17 protein-coding genes and 1 pseudogene are annotated in these 22434 nt (G+C 44.8%); 5 read left to right on the top strand and 13 right to left on the bottom strand.

What is annotated here, in order from left to right:
• The first annotated feature begins 223 nt into the window (after positions 1-223).
• Together AC04Q6_RS09105 and AC04Q6_RS09100 are read left to right on the top strand one after the other, a co-directional pair.
• Positions 224-1252 carry a LacI family DNA-binding transcriptional regulator gene (locus AC04Q6_RS09105; protein WP_015526650.1) on the top strand — a complete coding sequence of 343 codons (1029 nt, stop codon included), beginning with the start codon at positions 224-226 and terminating at the stop codon, positions 1250-1252.
• A gap of 161 nt (positions 1253-1413) precedes the next feature.
• A complete protein-coding gene (locus AC04Q6_RS09100) occupies positions 1414-3249 on the top strand; it encodes an alpha-amylase family glycosyl hydrolase (protein WP_476389650.1) in 1836 nt (611 codons plus the stop codon).
• Between the two features lie 296 nt (positions 3250-3545).
• Here the strand turns inward: AC04Q6_RS09100 and AC04Q6_RS09095 are convergent.
• The 3 genes and pseudogenes from AC04Q6_RS09095 to AC04Q6_RS09085 all read right to left on the bottom strand — a co-directional run.
• Positions 3546-4700: pseudogene (locus AC04Q6_RS09095) on the bottom strand (FprA family A-type flavoprotein); the annotation flags it as partial.
• Positions 4701-4841: 141 nt separating this feature from the next.
• Positions 4842-5183: a cupin domain-containing protein gene (locus tag AC04Q6_RS09090; RefSeq protein ID WP_021976049.1), complete on the bottom strand. Its 342-nt coding sequence runs from the start codon at positions 5181-5183 to the stop codon at positions 4842-4844.
• Between the two features lie 367 nt (positions 5184-5550).
• Positions 5551-6639: a hypothetical protein gene (locus tag AC04Q6_RS09085; protein ID WP_021976050.1), complete on the bottom strand. Its 1089-nt coding sequence runs from the start codon at positions 6637-6639 to the stop codon at positions 5551-5553.
• Between the two features lie 202 nt (positions 6640-6841).
• Here AC04Q6_RS09085 and AC04Q6_RS09080 point away from each other — a divergent pair, with 202 nt between their 5' ends.
• Positions 6842-8197, top strand: a complete 1356-nt coding sequence (locus tag AC04Q6_RS09080; protein ID WP_476389649.1) for an MATE family efflux transporter — start codon at positions 6842-6844, stop codon at positions 8195-8197.
• 245 nt (positions 8198-8442) lie between these two features.
• Positions 8443-9645 (top strand): serine/threonine transporter SstT, encoded by a 1203-nt coding sequence (sstT, locus tag AC04Q6_RS09075; RefSeq protein WP_021976052.1) that lies wholly within the window; start codon positions 8443-8445, stop codon positions 9643-9645.
• A 149-nt stretch (positions 9646-9794) separates the two neighbouring features.
• Here the strand turns inward: sstT and AC04Q6_RS09070 are convergent, their stop codons facing one another.
• Together AC04Q6_RS09070 and malQ are read right to left on the bottom strand one after the other, a co-directional pair.
• Positions 9795-10424 (bottom strand): metal-dependent hydrolase, encoded by a 630-nt coding sequence (locus tag AC04Q6_RS09070; RefSeq protein ID WP_174088649.1) that lies wholly within the window; start codon positions 10422-10424, stop codon positions 9795-9797.
• 222 nt (positions 10425-10646) lie between these two features.
• Complete coding sequence (malQ, locus tag AC04Q6_RS09065; RefSeq protein WP_118063393.1) at positions 10647-12155, bottom strand: 4-alpha-glucanotransferase; 1509 nt, start codon at positions 12153-12155, stop codon at positions 10647-10649.
• Positions 12156-12549: 394 nt separating this feature from the next.
• On the opposite strand from malQ, the gene AC04Q6_RS09060 reads away from it, so the two are divergent.
• Positions 12550-13569, top strand: a complete 1020-nt coding sequence (locus AC04Q6_RS09060; protein WP_021975850.1) for a LacI family DNA-binding transcriptional regulator — start codon at positions 12550-12552, stop codon at positions 13567-13569.
• A gap of 131 nt (positions 13570-13700) precedes the next feature.
• On the opposite strand, the gene AC04Q6_RS09055 is transcribed toward AC04Q6_RS09060, so the two are convergent.
• The 8 genes from AC04Q6_RS09055 to AC04Q6_RS09020 all read right to left on the bottom strand — a co-directional run bounded on the left by AC04Q6_RS09055 (position 13701) and on the right by AC04Q6_RS09020 (position 22431).
• The gene (locus AC04Q6_RS09055) at positions 13701-14183 is read right to left on the bottom strand and encodes a GNAT family N-acetyltransferase (RefSeq protein ID WP_021975851.1); all 483 of its coding nucleotides are present in this window, start codon (positions 14181-14183) and stop codon (positions 13701-13703) included.
• Positions 14173-15477, bottom strand: a complete 1305-nt coding sequence (locus AC04Q6_RS09050) for an MATE family efflux transporter (protein WP_476389648.1) — start codon at positions 15475-15477, stop codon at positions 14173-14175. The genes AC04Q6_RS09055 and AC04Q6_RS09050 overlap by 11 nt, the downstream gene beginning before the upstream one ends.
• Positions 15478-15572: 95 nt before the next feature.
• A complete protein-coding gene (locus AC04Q6_RS09045; RefSeq protein WP_119248172.1) occupies positions 15573-16577 on the bottom strand; it encodes a U32 family peptidase in 1005 nt (334 codons plus the stop codon).
• 16 nt (positions 16578-16593) lie between these two features.
• Positions 16594-18102: a hypothetical protein gene (locus tag AC04Q6_RS09040; RefSeq protein WP_476389647.1), complete on the bottom strand. Its 1509-nt coding sequence runs from the start codon at positions 18100-18102 to the stop codon at positions 16594-16596.
• A 161-nt stretch (positions 18103-18263) separates the two neighbouring features.
• Positions 18264-19136 (bottom strand): FKBP-type peptidyl-prolyl cis-trans isomerase, encoded by an 873-nt coding sequence (locus tag AC04Q6_RS09035; RefSeq protein ID WP_021975855.1) that lies wholly within the window; start codon positions 19134-19136, stop codon positions 18264-18266.
• 72 nt (positions 19137-19208) lie between these two features.
• On the bottom strand, positions 19209-19934 hold the full coding sequence (locus tag AC04Q6_RS09030) for a metallophosphoesterase family protein (protein WP_118071886.1): 726 nt from the start codon (positions 19932-19934) through the stop codon (positions 19209-19211).
• A gap of 100 nt (positions 19935-20034) precedes the next feature.
• Positions 20035-21567: a glycerophosphodiester phosphodiesterase family protein gene (locus tag AC04Q6_RS09025; RefSeq protein WP_476389646.1), complete on the bottom strand. Its 1533-nt coding sequence runs from the start codon at positions 21565-21567 to the stop codon at positions 20035-20037.
• Positions 21568-21711: 144 nt separating this feature from the next.
• Entirely contained in the window at positions 21712-22431 is a 720-nt protein-coding gene (locus AC04Q6_RS09020; RefSeq protein ID WP_021975859.1) for an aspartate/glutamate racemase family protein, read from the bottom strand.
• Positions 22432-22434 lie beyond the last annotated feature (3 nt).

Here is a 22434-nt window from a genome sequence, read left to right as displayed (position 1 = left end):
ATACTACTATATGACATAGCTTCTGTCAACCTTTTTTGTTAATTTATTCAAGAAAAGTTACCGGTAACTTAACTGGTTATTTTTTTATTGCTATTTAACGTCTGTATTGTTATACTTAATTACATCAATCCAATTATCTTGTACGGTCTGCAGATTTCTCTTATATGATCACATCTGCATTCCGTATCATAACTTTCTGCTGTTAAAAGGAGAATATTTTTTTATGGCTAAAAAGCAGGTAACATTTGCCGATATTGCAGAATACACTGGTTTTTCCAAGACTACGATCTCCAGATATTTCAATCATCCGGATTCTCTGACCCTGGAAAATCAGGAAAAGATCGCAAAAGCCCTTGATGAGCTCGGCTACAGAAAAAACAAGCTTGCCAGGGTTCTTGCCAATGGAAAAAGCGAATTTGTAGGGATCATTGTCCCAAACCTTTATCTTCATTATTATTCCGAAATGCTGACACAGCTTCTTCGAAGTTACTCCGATTATCATTACAAATTTCTGGTTTTTGTCAGTGATGGCGGCCCAGAGAAAGAAATGCAGTATCTGGACGAGCTGATGGCTTATAAGATTGAAGGACTTATTGTTCTCAGCCATACTCTTTCCTCTGAAAAACTGGCTTCCTATAATATTCCTGTGATCGCCATTGAACGTGAAGCAGAACATATATGCAGCGTTACAACAGACAATTACATGGGCAGCATGCAGGCTACTTCTCTGCTGATACGTAATCAGTGTGATGTACTAATCCACATCAATGTCCATGTACCTGAGAATATTCCGGCTTATGACCGTATCCGTGCCTTTGAGGAAACATGCCGGGAATATCATGTTCCTTATGAACTGAACCTTAATGTTTCCGGTGATTCCTATCAGGAGCTTTTTGAACAGATGCGTGTGATCTTTCAGGATATTGACAGTAAATATTCCGGTCAGAAAAAAGGCATATTTTTATCCAATGATACTTACGCAAATATATTTCTCAATCTGATCTTCCAGAAATACAACTGTCTGCCGGATGAATATCAGATCATCGGATTCGATAATTCACCCATTGCTGCGGAGTCCATCATCCCGATCACTACTATTGGACAGCAGATTGATGTGATCGCACAGACTACCATGGAACTGCTTGTGGAACAGATGAACGAAATGAAGAAAAGAAAACCGGCACCGCTTCAAAAACCGATCCACAAAAAGATCACTCCTGTTCTGATACGACGGCAGACAACAGGAGACTGAAAATACTTACAACATTTTTCCATATTCCATAACAACCCGTATATTCATGTACTGGAAACTTCATGCTATAATTCTGTGGAAAAATGTCAGATAACCATTACCGCCGGGAAATATTTTACAGGTTTCCCGACATCTATAAATATCTATTCAGGGAGGAAATCATGAAAAAAGATCAGGAAATTTTTCAGGAACGTTTAAACCATCATCACGACGAGCTTCGATGGCTGTACACAGAGCTTTATCACAATGGCGATATGTTTGCAGAACTCTGCGATCAGATGTACCAGTATTTTACAGCACGCCGCCGGGCTCTTAAAAACCGTGATCTCGAAAGAGAAAAAAATCCGGACTGGTTCCGCCAGAAAGATATGCTTGGCATGATGCTCTATATTGACAACTTTGCCGGCAACATTAAAGGAGTTTCCGCAAAACTTCCATATCTGAAAGAATGCAACGTGAACTGTCTTCATCTGATGCCTTTCCTGGATACCCCGAAAGGCCGTTCCGACGGTGGTTACGCAGTTGCGGATTTCCGCAAAGTCCGCCCGGATCTTGGTACCATGGAAGATCTTTCCGCCCTTGCTGACAAATGCCACAAAAACGGAATGAACCTGTGTATGGATTTTGTTATGAACCACACTTCTGAAGATCACGAGTGGGCAAAAAAAGCACGCCAGGGTGACGGAGAATATATGAGCCGTTACTTCTTTTACAACAACCGCGAGATTCCGGACGAATACGAAAAGACCGTACCGCAGGTATTCCCTACCACTGCTCCCGGAAACTTTACCTGGCTTCCGGATATCGGTCATTATGTCATGACTACTTTTTATCCTTATCAGTGGGATCTGAACTACGGAAATCCCCGTGTTTTCAATGAGATGATGTACAACTTCCTCTTCCTTGCAAACCAGGGAATGGATGTGATCCGTATTGACGCGGTTCCGTATATCTGGAAAGAGCTGGGAACTCCTTGCCGTAACCTGAAACAGGTTCACACCATCGTCCGTATGATGCGTATGATCGCTGAGATCGTCTGCCCCAGTGTTGTTCTTCTGGGGGAGGTTGTTATGGAACCGGAAAAAGTTGTTCCGTACTTTGGAACCGTGGAGAAACCGGAATGCCATATGCTTTACAATGTAACAACAATGGCTACAACCTGGAACAGCATTGCCACCCGTGATATCCGCCTTCTGAAAAAACAGATGGATATTGTGAACAGCCTTCCGAAGCAGTATACTTTCCTGAATTATCTCCGCTGCCATGATGACATTGGCTGGGGACTGGATTTCGCCACTCTGAAAGACTGGGGCATGGACGAGCCGGCCCACAAGCGTTACCTCAACGATTTCTTCACAGGAAAACATCCGGGAAGCGACAGCCGCGGAGAGCTTTATAACGATGACCCGGTAACTCAGGATGCCCGTTTCTGCGGAACCACTGCTTCCATGTGTGGAATCGAGGCTGCACTTTTTGAAAAAAATGATGAGAAGCTGGAAAGAGGTATCCGTGAAGATCTGATGCTTCACGCATATATGCTTACTCAGTCCGGAATCCCAATGCTTTACAGTTCCGATGAAGTTGGCCGTCTCAATGATTATTCCTATAAAGATGATCCGGATAAAGCAGCGGATTCCCGCTATATCCACCGCGGTGCTTTCCAGTGGGATCTCGCGAAAAAACGGAAATCAAAAACTTCTGTTGAGGGCCAGATCTTCCAGACACTGAGTCGCATGGAGCAGATCCGCCGCCAGGAATCTGTTTTTGACAAAGACTGCGATGTGTATACATACGATGTTCATGATGACAGCATTCTCTGCATCCTCCGCCAGAAGGGAAATGAACGTTTTATCGGAATTTTCAACTTCAGTGACAGTGAAAAAACTGCATGGATGCAGGAAGAAGAAACCTTCCGTGATCTCATCACAGGCCAGACTCTGGAGCTTAAGGATGTGGCGCTTCCGGCTTATGGATTTATGTGGTGTAAGAGAATGTAACTTATTCTGTGGCATGACCCTTTCTCTAATCTCAGGTCAGAATTCAGGATCTGCCGGCAACTACGAAAATATCCTTTTCACGAGCCGCTTAATCTATTGTAGCATCTTCTAAAATTATACAAGCACAGATAATTTTTTCCTGTTGCTCGGTAAATAAAAAAGACGTAACCTTATGGATTGATATATTTCTCTCATTAACAACTCAGTAAATGAAAGGACCTATCAATCCGGGTTCACGTCTTTTTATTATGTTATATCTTCAGTTTCTTCTGCATATGCCTGGCATTCAGAAATTACTTGCAGAGTTCCTCTGCCATCGCATCGATCTCTGCTACATTCTCATCACTAAGAGAAGACATAATCTTCACATTATTCTCAAGCCATGTAATGTTTTTGCTCTTCTCGAACATTCCTTTCATGACTTTAGCTGCGGTAGGTGCCCAGCTTCCGTTCTCGATGAGGCCGATGGTACGGTTCTGGTAATTACGCTCTGTCAGGTTCTCGATGAATGTTCTCATGAACGGGAAAGCCTCTCCGTTATATGTAATGCTGGCCAGTACCAGTTTGCCGTAGCGGAAAGCGTCCTCCACTGCTTCTGCCATATCTTCTCTTGCAAGATCGCAGACAACAACCTTCGGGCAGCCTTTTTCTTCCAGTTTCTGTGCAAGAAGTTCTGCTGCTTTCTTTGTATGGCCATATACGGATGTGTAAGCAATCATTACGCCTTCACTCTCTACCTTGTAGGAAGACCAGATATCGTATTTCTCCAGGTAGTGTCCAAGATTCTCGGTAAGGATCGGTCCATGAAGCGGGCAGATAGTCTGAATATCCAGAGTTGCAGCTGCTTTGAGAAGCTTCTGTACCTGCGGGCCGTATTTTCCAACGATTCCGATATAGTAGCGGCGTGCTTCGCAGTCCCAGTCTTCTTCCACATCAAGGGCTCCGAATTTACCGAATCCATCTGCGGAAAACAGAACTTTGTCTGTGCTGTCATATGTGACCATAACCTCCGGCCAGTGAACCATCGGTGCAAATACAAAAGTAAGGACATGTTTTCCAAGTGTCAGGCTGTCACCGTTGGCTACGATATGTTTCTTTCCTTCCAGGTCCATTCCACGGAAGAAGTTCTCCATCATGGTGAAAGTTTTAGTATTGGCAACAACGGTTGTATCCGGATATGCTTTCATAAAGTTCTCAATATTTGCGGCGTGGTCCGGCTCCATATGCTGAACTACCAGATAATCCGGTTTCGCGCCATCCAGAACTTCTGCTACTTTTCCCAGCCATTCTTCTGTAAAGTTGGTATCTACTGTGTCCATAACTGCGATCTTCTCATCTTTGATCACGTAGGAGTTATAGGACATTCCGTTTGGTACTACGTACTGTCCCTCAAACAGGTCTACCTGATGGTCATTTACACCTACATAATAAATATCATTTCCAATTTTCATTGTTACAGGATCCTCCTTGGTCTGCTGTATTTTATATTTTCAATATTTCTGAAAATACTGTCTCATTGCTATCATTTATTATACCATTGTTCATACTGAAAGCAACGTTCAATCCATAATTATCCAGTTCATTATTCCGTTTTATTTCTCGATTGGAAATACAACAGTCAGAAGCATCTTAAAACGCTCTACCGCATAAACTGCATGAGGAATGGTTGCCGGCATTACCAGAGCTTCGCCTGCTTTGCAGACATGTTTTACACCACCTACGGTAAATTCTCCAACACCATCCAGAACCGTCACCATGGCATCACCTTTGGAATCATGAGTTCCGATCTCCTCACCTTTCTCAAAAGCAAAAAGTGTCACACTGACCGCCTCATTCTGCGCCAGAGTTTTGCTCACCACCTGTCCCGGCATGTACTGTACTTCACCTGCAAGATCTACTACTTTTTCGTGTTCGATGTTTTTGATATATGGCATGTTATCGTCTCCTTTTCTTTGATTATCTTATTTTTGCCGTTAAATCCAATTTGATTCTATTTCCGTTTTCAACTTTGTAAACATATCATAATAATCTGCTTTCGCTTCTGCCACAATTCCCAGTGCAATTTTCTGATTATAAGAATGCGTTACATTAAAGCTTGCTCCGGTCTGTTCCGCACACTACTCTTCTCCTCCGTACGTTCAGAGCAAGTCTGGGAACCGTTCACTTCGCTCTCTCTGCGCTGCTTCGCAGCTCCGTCTCCCAGACTTCATGGGCGTCCCGCCCATAGACGTAAATAAAGGCAGCCCTACACAAGCAAGCTTGCTACGGTCTGTCTTTACATACGTCTTATTCTCTGAACTGTTACAGAATGTATTTCCTCAATGCACTTCGAAACTCCCCGATTCTCTGCTCGGCAAGTTCCCTCAGTGTAATGTTCTTCATACTCTCAATATATCCCTGCTCCTGACGATAGAGCCATTTGGTGTCGGCAGGGCGGATCTCCTGGTAGTGGTTGTGAGCCAGCCAGTCTTCGTAGCTAATCGGTGTCGGATAGCCAAGTTTCTCATCCAGAAGCTCCTTGAAGTCGATCTTGTCCGCGCGCTCCAGGATTCCCTCCCAGAATTCCAGGACTTCCTCTACATGCTCATGGATCTCATAACGTCTTGCGCCGCCATCGTAGATAATACATTTTTCAAAAAGAGGGCTGCACATGGAAAGTGTCTCTCTTCGAAATTCCGGTGCAACGATTCCACCCTTCCAGTAGAAATCGACATCCGGAAGATTGATCCCGGAAACGCCTTTATCCTGATAGGTGGAAAAAATTCCTTCATAAAATACCGTGATAAATCCTTCAAACTCCGGCCAGAACTCGCGGATCTCTTTTGTCAGGTTCTCAAGAATATCGATTCCCCTGGTTCCTCCAATAGTAAAGATGATAATATTACGAAGTTTTGTCCCACGTTCTCTGTAAAAATCAGTCACATAACGGAGACAATGGATCAGTGTTTCACCACTTGCGATGATATCACCGATCATCAGAGTACTGTCCGGAACCATGGTCAGTTTGCTGTACTTGATCTCAAGCCCTGTCATCTCATCTTCCGCAAAAACACGCTCGCTGGAAAGAAAGCTGATATCATGAACACGGATATGCTCTTTATAACAGGCTTCCTCAAGAGGATAATTCAGCGCCCCTCTTAAGATAGAAAGAATATTTGCAGTGGTAACCTTCTTCTGCTCCTTCAGATAATAAAGCATCTGGCAGGTAGACGGGATCAGACAGTTATATACCTCATATCCTACCACTTCCGGTGTGTTCAGAAGCTTTCTTGTCTCTGCCTCTGAAGTGATATAATACTCGTTTACATAATCTCCGCCATCAAGACGATAGCAGGCAACACCCTGCTCATTAAACTCCGGTACCAGACGTACATTGTCCCAGTTATTCATGTGTATTTTTCCCCTTTTTTCAAAGACTTTTCGATTTTTCCATATCTCTCAACAGCTTATGATGAACCACCGGATATGTCAAGTAGAATCTGCCCGAAAAATATTTATTTTACGCGGTTTTCCCCTCTTTACAAACCTTTTTCAACAGAGTATTGTATAACCTGGATGAAGGAATTTTATATACTTTTTATGAGGTAATTTTATGTGTGAAAATGAAAAAAAGAAAACTCATTCCATAGAGATGACTTCCGGTTCTCTCTGGAAAAATATCCTCCTCTTCAGCCTTCCCTTGATGGGGTCCCAGGTGTTGGAGGTTCTTTTTAACTTAAGCGATGTTGCGGTTGTAGGACGGTTTGCGGACTACCTGGCACTTGGAGCTGTGGGTTCCACAACGCTTCTGGTCACTTTGTTTACCGGAATCCTGATCGGCATGGGTGCCGGTGTCAACGTCCGTGTAGCCCACGAACTTGGCGCCGGAAACAGAAAAGGCACGGAAGAAACGATCCATACATCCCTTCTTCTCTGTGCCATCGCAGGTCTTCTGGTCTGTATCATCTGTCTTCTGTTTTCCGGACAGATGCTGGCCATGATGAACACAAAGCCGGAACTGATCGACCAGGCTGTTTTATATATGAAGATTTACGCTCTGGGCATGCCTGCCATTGCTGTATACAATTTTGGTAACGGTGTTTTAAGTGCCCGCGGCGATACGAAACGACCACTGATCTATCTTTCCATTGCCGGAGTGATCAATGTTCTTCTGAACCTGTTTTTTGTTATCGTCTGCCATATGGCCGCCGCAGGTGTGGCAACTGCCAGTGCGATCTCCCTGTATGTATCTGCATTTCTGGTTATGAGCCATCTCCTGAGACGAACCGATGACTGCAAAGTATCACTGAGAAAGATCCGCCTTCATCCCAAGGCCTGCAAAGCCGTATTGCTCCTGGGTATCCCTACAGGACTCCAAAACGGTATCTTTGCCATTGCTAATCTGTTCGTACAGGCCGGTGTCAACTCTTTTGATGCAGTCATGGTTTCCGGAAATGCCGCCGCTGCAAATGCAGACTCCCTGATCTATAACGTCATGTTTGCTTTCTATACTGCATGTGCAAGCTTCATCGGTCAGAACTGGGGTGCCGGAAACCAAAAACGAATGCTGAAATCCTACGGCATCAGTATTACATATGCATTTATTTCCGGCGCGATCTTGGGTGGGCTGCTTCTGATCTTTGGCCGGCAGTTCCTGTCGCTGTTTGCTACAGAACCGGCTGTTATCGATGCAGGTATGCAGAGGATCCGGATCATGGGCTTCAGCTATGCCTTCAGCTGTTTTATGGATGGCAGCATCGCTGCTTCCCGTGGCATCGGAAAAAGTATCCCTCCCACCGTTATCGTCATCCTGGGATCCTGTGTATTCCGTATCATCTGGATCTACACGGTGTTCGCACATTTCCAGACGATATCCGCGCTGTATCTTCTTTATATCTTCTCATGGGGGATCACCGGATTTGCGGAAACTCTTTTCTTTGCTATCAGCTTCAAAAAAATACGTACATAACGAACGCAATTCATCTCCACTCTTAATGGTCGGAGTCTTATTGCTGAAAGACGATAACCCGGCGTAAGCAGAACAGCCTTACGCCGGGTTTTTTCATATTTTTCTCCAATTATGTACATTTGTCTTTACAAGGCGGACAAAATTGTATATAATTGCTATATTGTGCTTTTACGTGATGCAGTAGTAATATTCTATTTCAAAGCAGTAAAATGCCCACTCATACAATAGGAAAGAGGAAAGTAGTTATGAAAAACCTGATTCAAAAATGGAACAGCATCAATCTGATCAAGCGTATCATCTGCGGACTGATCGTTGGTATCATCCTCGGACTTGCAATTCCGCAGGCGTCTGTGATCTCCATTCTCGGTGACCTGTTCGTCGGTGCTCTCCGTGGAATTGCTCCGCTCCTGGTGTTCTTCCTGGTAATGAGCTCTCTGTGCCATATGGGAAAGGGCCAGAAAACAAACATGAAATTCGTCGTTGTACTTTATCTTCTGGGAAATGTACTCTCAGCACTGGCAGCTGTTATCTCCAGCCGTCTGTTCCCGATCATGCTGACTTTTTCCGAGAATACAAATACTTCCGACATCACCCCGCCAAGCGGTGTTGCTGAGGTTCTTAAAAACCTTCTGATGAACATTGTTTCCAACCCGGTTGACGCACTTGTGAACGCAAACTATATCGGTATCCTCGCATGGGCTATCATCTTCGGTATTGCACTGAAGGCCGCAAGTGAAACAACCAAGACCGTCATCGAAAACATTTCCGAGGCAACTTCCACAGCAGTAAGATGGATCATCAACCTCGCTCCATTCGGTATCATGGGACTGATCTTCACAACCATCTCCGAGCAGGGACTTGGCGTACTCTTAAGCTATGGCCGTCTGATCTGTGTACTGGTTGGAACCATGCTGTTTGTAGCACTTGTACTGAATCCGATCGTTACTTTTATCTGCACACGCCAGAATCCATATCCGCTGGTTCTTCGCTGCCTGAAAGACAGTGGTCTCACCGCATTCTTCACAAGAAGCTCTGCTGCCAACATTCCGGTAAACATGGAGCTCTGTAAAGACCTTGGACTTGATGAGGATACATACTCCATCTCCATCCCTCTTGGTGCGACCATCAACATGGGTGGTGCTGCGATCACAATCTCCATCATGGCTCTGGCAGCTGCACATACCCTTGGTATCAGCGTAGATTTCCCGACCGCTCTGATCCTCTGCATCCTGGCTGCTGCAAGTGCGGCAGGTGCTTCCGGAGTTGCCGGTGGTTCTCTTCTTCTGATCCCGATGGCCTGCAGCCTTTTCGGAATCCCGAACGACGTTGCCATGCAGGTAGTTGGTGTCGGTTTCATCGTAGGTGTTATCCAGGATTCCTGCGAGACAGCGCTGAACTCTTCCACAGACGTACTTTATACTGCATGTGCCTGCAAAAAGAAAAAATAATTTCACTTACATATTTATAAAAAAGAGCAGATCTTCCATATTTGCGGACATCTTCTTCACTGGTCCTGTCCAGTGAAGAAGACTCACCACAATGGAAAATCTGCTCTTTTTTTATTGTCCTGCACAGTCAAGCGGATATTCTATGCATCCTACATCTGAAAAAACTTCCAGCTCTCACCCATCCGCACAGCCAGATACACGATCTCAAAGATTACCGCCACAGAGCCCAGTTTGAAAAGCAGAGAGTCCACAAAACCTCCTGCTTTACAGAAATCCAATGCAATCCCTCCAGGCAGAGGATACAGGATCCGTACCCGTTTCCGGTTAAAACAGTCCAGTACCAGATGGGACGCAAATCCCACCACAAAATAAGGTACCAGCTGTACAGATACCATAGAAAGCGCTCCGCTCAAAATAGCCATAACCATGATCGAATGCATAAATGACCGGTGCGGCTGATTTTTCCCAAAAGCACAGACTGCAATAAAAATAATAACTCCCATAGCTACCGGTGCCACGGATTTGTCATTGCGGATCTTCTCCCAGATGGAAAAATTGCAAAAATAATTCAGTGCGATCTCTGCTGCCACGAGCAATACCGCGATCAATGTGATCCGATCCGCATCTTTATGGGACTTGGAAGTTCCCACATCAATGTCACTGATCAGTGCTCCAAGCATTCCCGTTCCTGCGGCAAGTACCAGACCGGAAACAGTGGAAGGCTGTGTAACTGCCAGCACTGTTCCGAGTCCGACTGCCGCGTGTGTTTTTCCTGTCATAATTCTCCCCTTAGTAAAAAAATCTGACGCATGCAAAGCAGACATCTCACCTGCATCCCGGCGTCTTTATAAACGAAAAAAGCAGCTGTCAGCCTCCCCCTTTACTGACAGCTGCCTTCACGAAACAGCATTATATCACACAAAAAAACACGATTCTATCTAAAATCTTTCCACTTTCCTCTACGTCCCGTTTAAACGGAATATACCTCACAAATATTCCTTTTAATCGGACCAGTTCATCCGTCCGTAGCGAAGTGCGATCCCGTGGATCTCCTTCTGAAGTTTCGCAGTCAGCTCTCTCCTGCGGATCCTCCATTTCCAGTTCTTTCCTACTGTGGACGGCTGGTTCATTCTGCAGCTGTTATCCAGACCCATGTAATCCTGCATGGGGATCACACAAAGCTTTGCGCTGCTTCTCATCACAAGACTGATAAAACATTTGTACAGATCTTTATCCGGTGTCCAGTTATCACAGAGATAATCTCTGGCAAGTTTACGCTCTTTTACAGTAATGCTCTTCCACCATCCGGCAATAGTCTCATTATCGTGGGTTCCCGTGTATGCCACACTATTCTCCGGATAGTTATGCGGAAGGTAATCATTGGCACATCCGGAATCCCTGGAATCAAAAGCAAACTCAAGGACTTTCATTCCCGGGAAACCACTGTCATGGACAAGCTGGCGAACAGAATCTGTCACATAACCAAGATCCTCCGCAATGACCTGCTTCCAGCCAAGGGCCTGCTCCACTTTGCGGAACAGATCGATTCCCGGGCCTTTTTCCCAGTGGCCGCCAATGGCATTTTCCGCACCGTACGGAATGGAAAAATACTCATCAAAACCACGGAAATGGTCAATTCTTACCACATCATAAAGGCGGAACACGTAACTCAGTCTGGAGATCCACCACTGATATCCTGTATTTCTGTGATAATCCCAGCGGTACAGAGGATTTCCCCAGAGCTGTCCTGTTGCGGAAAATCCATCTGGCGGGCATCCGGCTACAGCTGTTGGCACATTCTCCTCATCCAGCTGGAAAAGCTCCGGATGAGCCCAGGTATCCGCACTGTCCATAGCTACATAGATCGGAATATCCCCAATGATCTGGATACCTTTTTCATTGGCATATTTTTTCAGTTTCATCCACTGTTCATAGAATTTAAACTGCATATACTGCTGGAATTCAATGTCAAAATACAGCTCTCTGCGGTAATAGTCCATAGCGTTTTCCCAGCGGAGACGGATATCCTCCGCCCATTTGGTCCACTCCACACCGCCAAACTGATCTTTCACAGCCATAAAAAGTGCATAGTCGGAAAGCCACCAGTTGTTTTCCGCCACGAATCTCTGATAATCCGGATTCTCGCTGATGTTGCTGTTTTCGTATGCTTTGCGGAGAAGTTTATAGCGGCCTTTGTAAATCTTCTCGTAGTCTACGCTGTCCGCCCTTTTTCCCCAGTTGACTTTCTCGCATTCCTCTTTTGTAAGAACTCCCTCTTCCACCAGAGCCTTCAGGCTGATAAAGTACGGATTTCCCGCAAAGGTAGAGAAGGACTGATACGGAGAATCTCCGTAGCTTGTAGGGCCCAGCGGAAGGATCTGCCAGTAGCTCTGTCCTGCTTCCTTCAGCCAATCCACAAAATCATAGGCGCTTTTTGAAAAACATCCAATACCGTACTCTGACGGCAGGCTTGTGATCGGCATCAGAATGCCGGCTGCTCTTTTATCCATATCTTTTCTCTCCTTATGTTGAGCCCTGCATCTCAGAGCATCTTATCTATTATCCTCTCACGGATGCATATTCATATAATTTACGCAACCGTTTGCGTAAATTATACGTCCATTTTGCATGAAGTGCAATGCATTTTTGTCTTTTCTACCTTTCTTACAATTTTTACATCCTGATTTTGTGCAGTTTTTCATCATTCCAAGCAGAAATCTGTCTGCATCTCACTACCTGATTCTCTGTGCATCTGTTTTACGCAATTTCATGCAATTTTACGTGCAATATGTTTGACAGTATCTTTGTTATGAACTACAATATCTCTATCAGACTGAGATAAAAAAGCCGGATCAGAGGCATACTTCCGCTTTGATCCGGCATATCCATAAGGAGGCAAATTTTATGGCAGTAACCATCAAAGATGTGGCAGCTCTGGCCGGGGTGTCCCCTTCCACTGTTTCCAGAACCTGCAAGAATAATCCATCCATCAGTGAGGAAACCAAGGAACGTGTACGAAAAGCCATGGCAGAGCTTGGCTATGAGCCGAATTTCCAGGCCAGCAATCTGGCCGCTCAGATTTCCCGCTCCATCGGTATTATCCTGCCTCCGTCACCGAAAGAAACTTATGAGAATTCTTTTTACCTGGAGGCGATCCGTGGAATCAGCCACTACTGTAACGCCCATCAGTATATCAGCACCATTGTCACCGGACAGAATGAAGAAGAGATTCTGACTGCAGTCCGTTCCATGTCCAGAAGTGGTAAAGTGGATGGATTTATTGTTCTTTATTCCCGTGTGAACGACCCTGTCATTGATTTTCTTTTCAGTGAGGGACTTCTCTATATCCTTATCGGAAAACCGGCACAGTACACGAACCACACGATCTATATTGATAACGATAACCTTCTGGCCGGACAGGAAGCCACCGAATATCTCTATGCACTGGGCCACCGGAAGATCGCATATCTGGGTGTCGATAATTCTCTGGTCTTTTCCGCAGACCGAAAAACAGGCTATATGGCAGCTCTTCTGAACCACGGACTGACGGTACAGCCAGAATATTGTATCGAAGTTCCGGGAGTATCCCAGAATGAATTTCAGGAGCTTCGGAAACTGCTTACAGGTAACGACCGTCCAACCGCCATGCTGGTCAGTGATGACATCCTGGCACTTTCCCTGGAGCGTATCTGCATGGAAGCGGGGATTTCCATACCGGAAGATCTGTCCATTCTTTCCTTTAACAACTCACTGTTTGCCAGACTGACCTCACCCCAGCTGACTTCCATTGATATCAATTCCGGACAGCTTGGAATGGAGGCAGCTACGCAGATGATCAGCCATATTGAAAACCCGAACCTTCCAGCTACGAAGATCATTGTGCCCCATCATCTAATTGAGAGGGACAGCTGCCGGAGGATTTAAATGCCTCTGTCGGCGGATACATTATCTTAAACATGATCGAAGCACTTGCGATTTATACAAAAATATGCACCTCCCTTACTGGTTGTTCATCAATACCCGGTCTGAAAAGTGCATATTTTTTTCAATTCTTTCTATAATGCTTTCTCATAACACCAGTACATATGTCCCCAGAGTTCGCACTCTCCCACGCTCTCAAAATTCAGCTTATCATAAGAACGGAGCGCTTTTACATTATCTTTTGCAACAAGGAGATGCACGGCCTGATATCCCCGGTTCTTCAGTTCTTCCATCACGCCCACGAGAAGTTTCCGGGCAATTCCCTGGTTCTGAAATTCCTGGTATACTCCCACCCGGGAGACTTCCGCTGACGGCACCATGGTTTTCGACCAACATGTGAGACATTCCACGTTTGGATCATCATCAATGGAAATCACACCTATGATATTCCCGTCATCGTCCCGCATACAGAACAGGGCATCTCTGGAAAAATCAAATTCCACCTCTTTTTCTGTCGGGTAGTCTTCTGTCCACACACAGTAGGGCGTTCCCAGCAACGAACGATATAATTTTAAAACGGTATCTGCCTCTTCTTTTCTTACACGATCAAATTTCATTTTTCAATCCTCTTTTCTCCCCTGCCTTCGCCAGCACAAGAAGTACGACAAAGGTAATGATCTCCGAGCTCAAAAATGAACTCCACACTCCGTTGATCCCAAACAGTCTGGAAAGGATCACCGCACTGATGGCAATGGCGATCACTCCACGCATAAGAGATCCGGTAATTGCCGGAACAGCACGGTCCACTGCCGAAAAATATGCCACCAGCATAATGTTGATCCCTGCGAACAGGAATCCCAGGAAATAAATCCGCAGTCCCACGTGGGCATAATCCAGAAGCTGCTGATTATTTTCACTGTTAAAAACAGCAATCAGGTTATCCGTAAATCCCCACACCACCAGAATCGTCACCGCTTCCAGCACTGCACTGGCGATCAGGCTCCAGCGAAGCAGGCTTTTTACATGGTCACGCTGTCCTTCTCCGTAGCTTTTGCTGATAAGAGGCTGTTCTCCCTGTGCCAATCCGTTAAAGATGGACATTGCAACAAGAGAAAGATTGGCCACCACTCCATAAGCTGCCACGCTTACATTTCCCGCAATTCCAAGAAGCAGCATGTTAAAAATGATCGTAATAATCGCTGAGGAAAGCTCTCCCACAAAAGCCGAAATTCCAAGCTGACAGCAGGAAACCAGATGACGGATGGAAGGCCGTACCCACCGGAATCCCACGTGATTCTTTTTCCCCAGGTAATGGGTGGTACAGATGGCCATGGTGATCGCAGGGCTAATGGCTGTCGCCAGTGCCGCTCCCGCAAGCCCCAGCTTCATAGGGAACATGAAAATATAGTCAAACACAATATTAAACAGACTGGCAGAAATCGCACCGGTCATAGCTGTGGAAGTTCCCTGATCATTTCGCGCAAATGCAGTAAATGTATAATTAGTCATAAATAATGGCGTAGTGATCAGCATGATCCGGAGATAGCTTTTTCCAAGGGCAGTCAGGCCTGCATCTGCGCCAAGAAGATGCAGAAATTTTTCCGGTGCAAAAATCCCTGTAATGATAAAAGGCACACTGCACAGAACGCTCCAGAAAACAGACTGGAGAAAATAGTGATCCGTATTTTCCCCCTTGGCCCTGTTGATCCCGAATCGGGTGGCCGAACCAATACCGATCATGGCTCCGATGGCATATACCACACCATATACCGGAAGGATCAGATTCAGAACAGCCAGTCCGTCCGCTCCGGAATGAACCGATATAAAAAATGTATCCGCCAGAATATAAACCGATATCCCGATCATACCTGCAATACTCTGAAAAATATACTTAAAAAACTGTTTCAGCATAAATTCGCAATATCCTTTCCTGATCCTGTACTAGTATTTAATATTATAATACCCCGCCCAAAACTGCAACTTCAACCGAAAACTATCACACTCTGTTATCGATAATAACACCTTCCGCTGCACCCATAGGGGAACACTGTACGTTTTATCGTACACTGGAATTTTTCCTCATTTTCCGCCATTTCCAGAATATCCAGTGCAGTCCGCAGATTCCGGATATCTTTTTCCATGTGATCCACATAATTTCCACGGCCAACCAGCTTGAGATGAGTGATCCCCGCCTGCCTCATCCTGTACAGGGCACATAATCCACAACCGGTTTCTCCACAGAGATAGCCTGTGTCATCATAAGCAGATGGATCTGGCTCCTGCTCCCAGGACCGTTCCTGAAGAATCTGCAACTTTTCCGGAACAACATCACCATCCTGTACCGTTCCAAGCCAGTAAGGCACCCTGCAAAGATATCCCATCTCATCACAATGCAGAGAATTACAGAAAGCTCCCGTAAACTGACACATTTCGTTGAGCACAAAAGCTTCGAATTCCATCCTCTCTTCCGGCCGGATCCCTGTCTGTTTTTCAAAGGCTCTCTGAGATGCGATCACGGACTGCATATCCTGGAATGTATTTTTCCGGTGAAAAATTATCCGCTTCAGCGGAAAACGCCGGAACATTTTTACCATCTCACTGTTCACTTCCCCTGTCTCTCCGCTGAGATGGATCTCACAGGAAATCCCCCTGTTTTTCAGATAAACAAGGAGCGCCGGATCTGCAATGATATAGCTTCGAAATCCCAGTTCCATGCACTGCTTTATAATTTCCGTGATCTCCGGATACTGCTCCGGAAGATAATACAACGAATTGAAGGTAAGATGCACCGGTTTTTTATATTTTTCCACCATACGGGATAGAATCTCCAGCTCACTGTATGCCCCAAGCTGAACATTATAGCAAAAAACCTCCCTGCGATTTAACGGCATTACTGTACCATATCTTTCCGCCCAGGAAAACGGGACATAGCCGCAGAAAAATTCATCGGCTCCCGCCTGCACGAAACGTTCATATTCATCTATGGAGCCTAATCCGGCTGTGATCTTCATAGTTCTTTCCTCCCTGTCACAGATTCACCACAATGCGGTCTGGTTTTATGCCCTTTATTTTTTTCCACATTTCCGGTGACTCCAGAAGTGTTTTATCCACACCGAACAGAGAGTTATACCTCCCGATCATGTGTAAATGTTCCGGGTAAAGCAACGAATATTTTTCACAGAATTTCGGACAGTGTTCCGCAAGCTGCTGCATACCACGATCTCCTGTGGTGCACAGGGCGTACAGCGGACAATACTGGGATGTATTCGTCTGATAAAAAGGCAGATGAATGCTGTTTTTCCCTGGTGGAAACTCCTGTGGATAACCGCAGGATTCCCATTCATATCTGTGGATATGAAATTCTTTCGCCAGAAAATCCCGGTAAAATTCCGCATTCAGACTGTTGTGCTGAAATAATGCGGTATCTCCGGATTTATATTTCATCCGCGGATCTTTCTTACGTTTATTGATCAGTGTCCCAAAAACCGGACTTAAATGTGAAGTTTTTCCACGTAGTATCTCCACCATGGCCCAGTCATTGACCACAATTTCCACATTCACCCCATGAACACAACACCAGTTATCCACTTTTTCCAGAAGTTTTTCCACGGACGAAAGCATAAATTCCCGGATATAGGAAAATGCCAGTGTAACCTCCAGGTCTTCCGAACGCATTTTATCCATAATAGAAAAAAGCTGTTCTTCTGTTGGAAACAGGTTATGGCAAAACTGATTTCCAATATAAAATCTTTCCGGTGTGCGACCTGCAAGCCAGCTTTGAGTGAGATGATTTTTCTGCCAGTAATACGCCAGAAAATCCGGCAGAAGCCGACACAGATATTCTTCATAAAGGGAAGTACCGTTTAATTCCAGAGCAAACTCTGTCCCTTTGTTCCGGAATGACCTTTCTGTGTCTGTAGAACTTCTATTATTGCCATATTTTCCACAATTCCGCACCAGTTCTTTTTCCGGAACTGCCGGATACGACACTTTTTCATTTCTGCCAGTTCTCAACTCCTCACACATACTGCCACGTTCTATATTCTGATCTGTATCCGGATTTCGTTTTATGGAATCTCCTTCAAACCACAGTTTTTTCTGTTCTTCCAGACTCCCGCAATGCACTTCATCAAGTTCCGCAGGATAACCAGTCAGTGCCTCCGCCAGCTCTCCATCGTCACCATTCAGTTTCAGACGGATATATCTGCTGTATTCTCCGGCCAGCCGCTGAACTTCCTGTACATAGTCTTTCTGCTCTACTTTCACAGAATACTCTCTGAAAAAAATGTCTGAATTTTCCTGTAAACGCCGCTCTTCTGCTGCCAGCATCACTGTGTTTATTTCAAACTTCCGGATCTCCACCTTCCGATACCCGGCTTTTTTCATATCATAAAAACAGATCAGAAAGCACTCCGGTTCCGGACATTCTTCTGCCAACCGAAACCGAAATCCTTCTTCTTCCAGCTCTGTGAGCCGTATTTCTTTACTGTCCATAAAACCGGACAGTAATCCAAATGGTATCATAGATATTTTCATCAAAAATTTCTCCCGGTCAGATCCGTAAGATGTCCGCTTCCACTATCTTGTCGATTACGGCAACTCCCGGATTTATGCACATGAAGTGGCGGAAGTTGTCTGCACTATGGCAAAAAGAGAGATGCCATATGCTTCCATACAGCACCTCCCAACACTTCTTATTATTTCACTTCAACTAATTCAATTCTGAAATTCAGCTCTTTACCTGCCATCTCATGATTGGCATCAAAAGTAATAGTCTTCTCATCTTTTGCGTTTACTTTAACCGGGAATGGCTGTCCATACTGGTTGGAGAGATATACCTGCTGTCCCACGGTAAGATCCTCGGAACCTGGAAGCTGTGCGATCTCAAGAGTAAAGATGGCATCCGGATTCGGCATTCCGTAAGCTTCTTCCGGCATCAGGTGCACATCTACCACCTGTCCGACTTCCATGTTTGCAACTGCCGCGTCAAAACCTTTGATCATCTGACCGGCTCCGCAGATGAATTCCAGCGGTTCGCCACGGTCATAGGAAGAATCGAACTGTGTTCCATCGTTAAATGTTCCTCTGTAATGGGTACGGCAGGTTTTTCCAACATTAGGACCTGTGATAGCCGGCTGGGAACCACATCCGCCACCACAGTTTCCACAGGAATGTCCTTCCTCATGTCCGCCGCAGGAGTGTCCATCTTCATGGCTTCCGCAGGAATGTCCCTCCTCATGATGATGATCACAGTTCACACCGGTAGATACCAGCTCACCTTTCAGATAAGCCTCTACAGCCGCATCTGCATCACCCTGTGCTCCGGAACATAACTCAATACCAGCCTCAGCAAGTGCACTCTGTGCTCCGCCACCGATTCCTCCACAGATCAGAACGCTGATTCCCTGCTCTGCAAGAAGTCCTGCAAGTGCACCATGTCCGGTACCATTGGAACCGATCACCTCACTGGAAACAACCTTATTATCCTCTACCTCATACACCTTGAAAAACTCAGTTTTTCCAAAGTGCTGGAAAATGTTTCCGTTATCGTATGTTGCTGCAATTTTCATTTATAAAACCCTCCATCAATCAGATATATGTCTCATTAGTATAGCCTGTTACCAATATAAAAGCAAGGATAATCACCAGATCTTTTTTCCCGTTTCCATATCTACAAGATCCAGATAGACCACACGGAACTTTTCGCCAAATTCCTGATCTCTGTGCCAGTGCCCAAAATACCACCGGGTCAGTGAATCATATACCGTCTCACTTACATACTGCAGATAATTCTGCAATTGCCGTTCTTCCATCGCCGAGTGATATCCCCCAAGTGAAGGTATAAGATTTAACGGACAGGTATGTGTAATCACATAATCTACCTTATAGTCACAGGCCTTAAGATTTTTATTTCCATTCTCATAATCTTCCTCAGAGGGAATCTCTTCCTCCCAGTAACTTTTGTTCAGGGTACGATATGCCCTGTCTATGGAAAAAGCTCCTCCAAAACAGAATATTCGTTTCCCTTTCAGACAAAGAACTTCTCCTCGAAGCACATGAATGATCCTGCTTCGGATCATATGGACTCTGGCATTATTCCATTGTTCAACAGGGAATTTATTCAGTGCACGGTGATTTTCATGATTTCCATCCGCAAAAATAATATATCCGTTTATTTTCTGAAGAAACCGGTCTACATCATCCAAAAATACATGCTCATCTCTGTTATCCCAGAATACAAACCCAAAATCTCCGGCAACAAATAATGCATCTCCCTCTCGAAGCTGTCTGGTAATCATCGTTAATGCCGCAGTATCACCGTGCAGATCTCCGGTAATAAGCAATCTTCCTGATATTTCTGTTTCCATACTGTTTCAACTCCTCTACTGGTATCTGTAACATTCTCTGACCTTCCATCTGATGCTCTGCATAACCGTAACAGAAGAATACCTGTCAGCCTCCAGCATCTTACATCATTCTCTCACAGGTAAGATAATCTGTACCCCAGTTTTTATAGCAGTCTGCAATCCTGGAATCTGTAAACAGCCACAGTGCGACCTTAATATTTTTCGAATGCGCTCTGGCTATTGTAGCTCTGTTGGTACATCCATACTGAGCACTTACGTCAAATTTATATCTGGCACATTCATTCAGCGCTGCACTGGTGATCTGATCCCGGAGTATCCACTGTATGCTCACGGTTCTGTTTATCTGTCTGAGCATGATCAGCGGTTCTTCCTTAAACGAGATCACAACCGGACTTTTTCTGGATTTTTTTATGATCTGGTTAAACTTTGCAACACCATTCTGATCCAGGTTTGATTTGATCTCGATCACCGGTGTCATGGAATATTTATTACAGCACTGAAGATACTGTTCCAGTGTAGGAATAATATTATTCTTATATGCAGAAGCATTTGTTCCTGTAATAACCGGATACTTCTTTACTTCCTGATATGTGAGGTTTTCAATTCTCTTATCAACGCCACACATACGCAGCAGATTAGAATCATGAAAAATCACAAATGTCCCGTCTTTTAACTGTCGTACATCAGTTTCTACATACTTCGCACCTTTCTGTCCTGCAAGACTGAAAGCAGGAAGTGTGTTTTCCGGTGCTTCCAGACTTAATCCTCTGTGCAGGATCGTACCAGAACTTCCACTCAGAGGTGCATTGGATGTACCTGTCTTTTTGTCTCGAACGTATACCTGTATGGTATTTTTTATTTTCTTTCCACCATCTGCCGTCACTGTGATCTTTACAAGGCCGGGAGCCTTTGCTGTAATTTTTCCCGTCCTGGATACTGTAACAACGGAACTGTTGGATGTGGCATAAGTTATTGTTCTTACATATGCATTTCCCGGATGGACAGTTACCCTCAGCGTTTTCTGTTTCCCTTTATCCATTACGATTTCTGAAGAAGTCGAAACTGATTTCAGTTCTGCTCCGACAACCACTTCCGCAGATGCAATATACCGGTTTCTTCCCAAAGACACACAGGTTATTTTGACTGTGCCTGTTGTTTTTGGTGTTACAATACCACTGGATGAAACTGTCGCGATTTTTGTATTCGAAGATTTATAAATTGCCACGCTTCCATGCTTTTCCGGCTTCAGCTGTATTGTTTTTCCTGTTTTTGTTTTTATCGGAGTTGTTTTATATCCGGTAAAATCTGTGTATATGAGCTGATTATATGTATACACTTTACAGGAAATTTTTTTTCCTCCATAAACAGCATAAATCTGAACATTTCCCCAGCTCTTTGCGGTGACTTTTCCATTGGATATGGCTGCAAGTTTGGGATTGCTGCTTTTCCACTGGACTTTCTTTGGATCTACTTTTCTTCCATTGTTGTAAACAGACAGCTCTTTGTTTTTTCCTACCTGCACAGAAGCTGTTTTCTGCTCAAAATGAAAACTTTCTGTTGCCGCTGCTGCCGGTACTGAAAAGCAGATCAATAAGATAACCATTGCTATCAGACCTCTGATTTTTTTCCTCATACTGTGATTCCTCCTAAAAACATTCTGTAAAGTTATTATGCCGTAAATATCGGACATTTACAAGTTTCATATCTCTGTTTTATATGCAAAAAAACACCTTCCGGATCCAATCCGGAAAGTGTTTCTGCTCTGTTGTTTTTCAGTTTATAATTCTACATTGCTGCTGTTTGTAAAAACCGGATAAACTGCCGGAATGTGCCGCATTCCAACTCTTACACATAATTCCGCATACGCAACCGCCAGAAATGCCGGATCAATGATCTTCACCGGAAGTTCCTTTTCCAGCTTTTCTCCATATCCTGCCATTCCAAGACAACCTAAGATGATCCCGTCGGAATGATCTTCCTCCACTGCTTTTTTGCAGACAGCTTTCAGATATTTTTCTGTAGCCTCCGGATTGGTGCGCAGTTCTCCGATCGGAATATCCAGCGCCCGGACTGCTGCCATTTTTTCCCTGGCAATGCCGTTTCGCATCAGACGACGGTAGGTTCTTGGAATATTGATACTCTCGGAAGTCAGCACCGTAAAACGGTTGCAGATCATGCTCGCCGCAGCCAGACTGGTTTCTCCGGGACCGATCACCGGAATTCTTACATTTTCACGGATGGCATCAATTCCCACATCGCTGAAGCAGTAGATCACAATGGCATCGTATCCTTCTTTTTCCGCACGGATACTCTCCTTCACCATTTCCGCCGCAGCAAAGGCCTCATCTGTATTACAGTCCAGCTCGTCCGGACCTTTTTTGATACAGTCCACGGAAACCTCTGCATCGGAGGAAAGTGCCACTTTCAGCATTTTCTCACGTGCATCCATAGTTTCTCTGCTCATGGCTTTGTCTGACATGATTACTTTTATTTTCATTTT

The sequence above is a fragment of the Blautia sp. HA9023 genome, assembly GCF_056504095.1.
The sequence above is the reverse complement of the archived record's forward strand: the minus strand, read 5'-3'. Positions and strand labels throughout refer to the sequence as shown.

What these genes read in the sequence shown, in the direction of transcription:
- AC04Q6_RS09105 (WP_015526650.1), top strand. Translation starts at nt 224, where the DNA reads ATGGCTAAAAAGCAGGTAACATTTGCCGATATTGCAGAATACACTGGT.
- AC04Q6_RS09100 (WP_476389650.1), top strand. Translation starts at nt 1,414, where the DNA reads ATGAAAAAAGATCAGGAAATTTTTCAGGAACGTTTAAACCATCATCAC.
- AC04Q6_RS09090 (WP_021976049.1), bottom strand. Translation starts at nt 5,183, where the DNA reads ATGCCATATATCAAAAACATCGAACACGAAAAAGTAGTAGATCTTGCA.
- AC04Q6_RS09085 (WP_021976050.1), bottom strand. Translation starts at nt 6,639, where the DNA reads ATGAATAACTGGGACAATGTACGTCTGGTACCGGAGTTTAATGAGCAG.
- AC04Q6_RS09080 (WP_476389649.1), top strand. Translation starts at nt 6,842, where the DNA reads ATGTGTGAAAATGAAAAAAAGAAAACTCATTCCATAGAGATGACTTCC.
- sstT (WP_021976052.1), top strand. Translation starts at nt 8,443, where the DNA reads ATGAAAAACCTGATTCAAAAATGGAACAGCATCAATCTGATCAAGCGT.
- AC04Q6_RS09070 (WP_174088649.1), bottom strand. Translation starts at nt 10,424, where the DNA reads ATGACAGGAAAAACACACGCGGCAGTCGGACTCGGAACAGTGCTGGCA.
- malQ (WP_118063393.1), bottom strand. Translation starts at nt 12,155, where the DNA reads ATGGATAAAAGAGCAGCCGGCATTCTGATGCCGATCACAAGCCTGCCG.
- AC04Q6_RS09060 (WP_021975850.1), top strand. Translation starts at nt 12,550, where the DNA reads ATGGCAGTAACCATCAAAGATGTGGCAGCTCTGGCCGGGGTGTCCCCT.
- AC04Q6_RS09055 (WP_021975851.1), bottom strand. Translation starts at nt 14,183, where the DNA reads ATGAAATTTGATCGTGTAAGAAAAGAAGAGGCAGATACCGTTTTAAAA.
- AC04Q6_RS09050 (WP_476389648.1), bottom strand. Translation starts at nt 15,477, where the DNA reads ATGCTGAAACAGTTTTTTAAGTATATTTTTCAGAGTATTGCAGGTATG.
- AC04Q6_RS09045 (WP_119248172.1), bottom strand. Translation starts at nt 16,577, where the DNA reads ATGAAGATCACAGCCGGATTAGGCTCCATAGATGAATATGAACGTTTC.
- AC04Q6_RS09040 (WP_476389647.1), bottom strand. Translation starts at nt 18,102, where the DNA reads ATGAAAATATCTATGATACCATTTGGATTACTGTCCGGTTTTATGGAC.
- AC04Q6_RS09035 (WP_021975855.1), bottom strand. Translation starts at nt 19,136, where the DNA reads ATGAAAATTGCAGCAACATACGATAACGGAAACATTTTCCAGCACTTT.
- AC04Q6_RS09030 (WP_118071886.1), bottom strand. Translation starts at nt 19,934, where the DNA reads ATGGAAACAGAAATATCAGGAAGATTGCTTATTACCGGAGATCTGCAC.
- AC04Q6_RS09025 (WP_476389646.1), bottom strand. Translation starts at nt 21,567, where the DNA reads ATGAGGAAAAAAATCAGAGGTCTGATAGCAATGGTTATCTTATTGATC.
- AC04Q6_RS09020 (WP_021975859.1), bottom strand. Translation starts at nt 22,431, where the DNA reads ATGAAAATAAAAGTAATCATGTCAGACAAAGCCATGAGCAGAGAAACT.